This is a genomic window from Glycomyces sp. L485 (genome assembly GCF_022548875.1).
Lineage (GTDB): Bacteria > Actinomycetota > Actinomycetes > Mycobacteriales > Micromonosporaceae > Glycomyces.
On the sequence record NZ_JAKZEW010000027.1, the window covers coordinates 1 to 4556 of the forward strand.

The 4556-nt window shown below is 66.7% G+C and carries 6 protein-coding genes; all 6 read left to right on the forward strand.

Annotated features, from left to right (window positions below; translation table 11 throughout):
• Positions 1 to 274 precede the first annotated feature (274 nt).
• Entirely contained in the window at positions 275 to 1009 is a 735-nt protein-coding gene (locus tag L0U85_RS13670; RefSeq protein WP_241378316.1) for an FtsQ-type POTRA domain-containing protein, read from the forward strand.
• 74 nt (positions 1010 to 1083) lie between these two features.
• Entirely contained in the window at positions 1084 to 2202 is a 1119-nt protein-coding gene (gene ftsZ, locus L0U85_RS13675) for a cell division protein FtsZ (RefSeq protein WP_241378317.1), read from the forward strand.
• Positions 2192 to 2902, forward strand: coding sequence for a YggS family pyridoxal phosphate-dependent enzyme (locus tag L0U85_RS13680; protein ID WP_241378318.1), 711 nt, complete (start codon positions 2192 to 2194; stop codon positions 2900 to 2902). The genes ftsZ and L0U85_RS13680 overlap by 11 nt, the downstream gene beginning before the upstream one ends.
• Before the next feature lie 140 nt (positions 2903 to 3042).
• Entirely contained in the window at positions 3043 to 3606 is a 564-nt protein-coding gene (sepF, locus tag L0U85_RS20770; RefSeq protein ID WP_277605798.1) for a cell division protein SepF, read from the forward strand.
• A 19-nt stretch (positions 3607 to 3625) separates the two neighbouring features.
• Entirely contained in the window at positions 3626 to 3919 is a 294-nt protein-coding gene (locus L0U85_RS13690) for a YggT family protein (protein WP_241378319.1), read from the forward strand.
• 82 nt (positions 3920 to 4001) lie between these two features.
• Positions 4002 to 4556, forward strand: a 555-nt coding sequence (locus tag L0U85_RS13695; protein WP_241378320.1) for a DivIVA domain-containing protein, incomplete at its 3' end; no start/stop codon positions are given.

Genomic DNA, 4556 nt, shown 5'->3' on the forward strand with positions numbered 1-4556 from the left:
CACCAAAACCACCCAGCACGCACCCGACCCCCGCAGCGCACCCCGAACATCCCTCCACCTCCCCGTCGCTGCCGCCCTTGGCGCACAACAACCATCCACCTGCCCGCTGCCGCCAACTCGACAAGAGCCATTTCCGGCCTCCCCACGCGCCACTGGCCACTGAAGCCAACAGCATGATGACCGCCTCGGCCGCGAGCCACACGAACGAATCGCACGGCAAGACCTCTTCGGGTGTCGCGACCCTCGAATGGACCCCGCATGGCATCATCGAGCGATGCGCGGTCGACCAGAAGAGACCGATCAAGACCTGTGGCGGCTCGTCCACGTGGTGCGCCGCCGCATGCCCAGGCGGGTACTTCTGCTGTGGACCGCAGCGGTGATCGCCCTCGCCGCGATCGCCTTCGGAATCGTATGGGCTGCACCACTGTTCGCCGTCAAGGACGTCCGCGTCGCCGGCACGAGCGTCCTCGACCCGGCCGAGGTCGCTTCGGCCGCAGACGATTACCTCGATCAGTCGCTTCTCCGCGCTGACCTCGGCGCCATCGCCTCGGAGGTCGCCTCGCAGCCGGCGGTGAAATCCGTCGAAGTCTCGCGATCGTGGCCCTCCTCCATCCGAATCGAAGTCACCGAGCGCGACCCGTATCTCGCGGTGCCCTCGGGCGGGGAGACTTTCCTCATGGTCGATTCCGAAGGCGTCGTCTTCGACGAAGTCCCCGAATTGCCCGAGTCAATTTGGAACGTGGAACTCCGCGAACCCGGACCCGACGATCTGGCCACCGTCGAGACCCTCAAAGTCCTGCAATCACTCCCGCGCGACCTCGCTGACGAGGTCGAACGGGTCGAAACCCCGTCCCCCGCGGCGGTCACCCTCAACCTCGCAGATGGACGAATACTCGTCTGGGGGGACGGCTCGGAGAACGACGAGAAGTCCCGCGTCGCGACTCGATTGTTGGAGAGCGGGTACGAACATGTCGATGTCAGCGCACCAGATGCACCCACTGTGAGTTAGCGTTAGGGGAGCGGGAGTGTTCGCACGTCCCGTTTCTCGCACATGGGGCCGGTCAGGGAAGGAAGGCAGCCGCGATGACACCACCGCACAACTACCTCGCCGTCATCAAAGTCGTTGGAGTCGGAGGCGGCGGCGTCAATGCTGTCAACCGGATGATCGAGGCGGGGCTCAAAGGCGTCGAGTTCATCGCCATCAACACCGACGCCCAGGCGCTCTTGATGAGCGACGCCGACGTCAAACTCGACGTCGGACGCGAACTGACCCGGGGCCTCGGCGCCGGGGCCAACCCGGAGGTCGGCGCGAAGGCGTGTGAGGACCACCGCGACGAGATCGAGGAAGTCCTCAAGGGCGCCGACATGGTGTTCGTCACCTGTGGAGAGGGCGGCGGCACCGGCACTGGCGGTGCTCCGGTCATCGCCAACATCGCGCGCAAGCTCGGCGCCCTCACCATCGGCGTCGTCACGCGCCCGTTCGCCTTCGAAGGCAAGCGGCGCCAGACCCAGGCGGTCTCGGGAATAGAGGATCTCCGCAACGAGTGCGACACCCTCATCGTCATCCCGAACGACCGCCTGCTCCACCTCGGCGACCGCACAATCTCCATGATGGACGCCTTCCGTCTCGCCGACCAGGTTTTGCTGTCCGGTGTCCAGGGCATAACCGATCTGATCACCACGCCGGGCCTGATCAACCTCGACTTCGCCGACGTCAAGAGCGTCATGAGCGGCGCAGGATCCGCGTTGATGGGCATAGGCTCGGCACGGGGGGAGAACCGTGCCGTCGAGGCGGCCAGAGCCGCGATCGAGTCGCCGCTGCTGGAGCAGAGTATGGAAGGCGCCCACGGTGTCCTGCTCTCCATCGCGGGCGGATCCGACCTCGGCCTGTTCGAGATCAACGACGCCGCCGAGCTCGTCTCCGACTGCGCCCACTCCGATGCGAACATCATCTTCGGCGCGGTCATCGACGACGCGCTCGGAGAGGAGGCCCGAGTGACGGTCATAGCCGCCGGGTTCGAGCAGGACCAGGCCGAGTTCGAACTCGCGCAGCCGAGCCGGATCGGCACGCCGATCCCCGAACCGGAGCGGCCCGAACCCAAGGTCGAACCCGAGCCGACGCGCGAGCCCGCGGCCCCCGAGCCGCGCAAGGTCTTGTTCGACGACGTGGACGTCCCGGACTTCCTCAAGAATGGCTCCTGAAGCCGGCCGCCGAGAGCAGTTGCGGGCCAACCTGGCTCGCACGCGAGAGGCCATTGCGACGGCCTGCCGGGCGGCGGGCCGCGAACCGGAATCGGTGCGGCTCATCGTCGTCACAAAGACCTTCCCCGCCTCCGACGCAGCAGCGCTGGTCGAGGCAGGCCAGGCCGACCTAGGGGAGAACCGCGACCAGGAGGCGGCTCCGAAGGCCGCCGAACTGGCGCGGCTCGGACTGGAGCCGGTCTGGCACTTCGTGGGCCAGTTGCAGCGCAACAAGACTCGATCTGTCGCCCGCTACGCCCACTGGGTCCACTCGGTCGACCGGGCGCGGCTGGTCGACGCTCTCGACAGCGCCGCAGCGGCCCACGGCCGCACTGTGAGCGCGCTGCTCCAAGTGAGTCTCGACGGTGACACCTCACGCGGTGGCGTGTCTCTCGGTGAATTGACAGCCCTCGCCGAACGCGTCGCCTCCGCCGGCAGCCTGCGCCTGCGCGGCGTCATGGGCGTCGCGCCGCTCGGCTGGGAGCCGGCCAAGGCCTTTGAGCTGCTTGCGGAGTGCTCCGATGCCGTTCGCGCCGTCGAGCCCGCCGCCTCCGAGGTATCGGCGGGCATGAGCGGAGATTTCACGGCCGCGGTCGCCGCGGGAGCCACAATGGTCAGACTCGGCAGAAACGTGCTCGGCGAACGTGAATCAATGGCGTAAGGTATTGAACTATCGATGCTGGATCTTTTCGCCGCCTACCGCGGTTATTGGATCAAAAACACATCCGTGTAGGGAGTCGGCGCTAGGATGAGACCGCGTACCTGACTCAACAGGGGCGGCCCGAGGAGGGAGCACGATCGATGGGCGCGATGCGGAAGGCAGGCGTTTGGCTCGGCCTCATCGAAGACGAGGAGGACCGCGGTTATTCGGCCTACGACGACAAGGACGAGTTCGCTGACGAAGAGCCGGCCCGCAGCCGCCAGACCCAGCGCACGACCGGCCGGATCGGCCGCGAGGACCGCGGCGGCACCGTCCGCCAGCTCAATCGCGGCTCTGGCTCGGTCACGCCGCTGACCCGGGACAACCTCGCCTTGGCCGAATCGGCGCCGGTGCGTTCCGTCCCCGCCGAGGAGGAGTCCCCGACGAACTACCGCATCACCACCCTGCACCCCACCACTTACAACGAGGCCCGCACCATCGGCGAGCGCTACCGGGACGGCACTCCGGTGATAATGAACCTCTCGGAGATGGAGGAGGCGGACGCCAAGCGGCTCGTCGACTTCGCCGCCGGGTTGATCTTCGGCACCCGGGGTTCATTCGAGCGGGTGACGAACCGCGTGTTCTTGCTCTCGCCCCCACATGTCCAGGTGACCGCCGAGGACAAGGCGAAGATCGCCGAGGGCGGCTTCTTCAACCAGTCGTGACTGAGGGATACTGCTGACCGTGAACCTCGCTCTTCAGCTGATCTATCTGGTGCTCTTCTCCTTCTACCTGTTCCTGCTGGCGCGTCTGGTGAGCAGTGTGGTCATCCAGTTCTCGCGTCGATGGCAGCCCGGACCGAGGGCCGCGGCCCTGCTCGAGACGGTGTTCAGCGTGACCGACCCTCCCCTGAAAGGGTTGAGGAAGGTGATCCCGCCTCTCAGGCTTGGTACTGTATCGATTGATCTGGCGTTCCTGGCGCTGCTCTTGATCGTGTGGATCCTGATGGACTTCGTCATCGGGAGGGCGATCGCGTAGCGGCGACGGGGCGTGGTGCGAGACCCGGTTATGGTGTCGAGTGGCCCCGGTCGCCAGGCGAATAACTGAGAAGGAGTTTCGAATGCCGCTGACCCCAGCAGACGTTCACAACGTGACGTTCAAGAAACCCATGCTCGGAAAGCGCGGATACGACGAGGACGAGGTCGACGGTTTCCTCGATGAGGTCGAGCGTGAACTCGCTCGCCTCAGCGATGAGAACGGCGAACTGCGCGCCCAGATCGAAAGCCTCCGCGCCGGTGCTCCCCCCGGGGCCGCCGATCACGCCGAGATGGCCGCCGCGCTCGACCGAGTGCAGCGGGAGAAGCACGCCATGGAGCAGCAGCTCCAAGAGCTCGAGGCCGAGCTGCACGACACCCACCAGCAGATGGCGGCCGCGCAGCAGCAGTCCCAGCAGCTTCAGCAGCAGCTGCAGCAGGCCCCGCAGCAGCGCGCGCCGCAGCAGGGCGCGTCGGAAGGCGGCATGGGCCAGGGCGGCGAGCAGGAGGCCCTGCGTCTCCTCATGGTCGCGCAGCGCACCGCCGACGAGCACCTGGAGGACTCCCGCCGGGAGGCCGACACCCTGGTGACCGAGGCGCACCGTGAGGCCAAGTCGATGATGACCGAGGCGCAGCGCGAG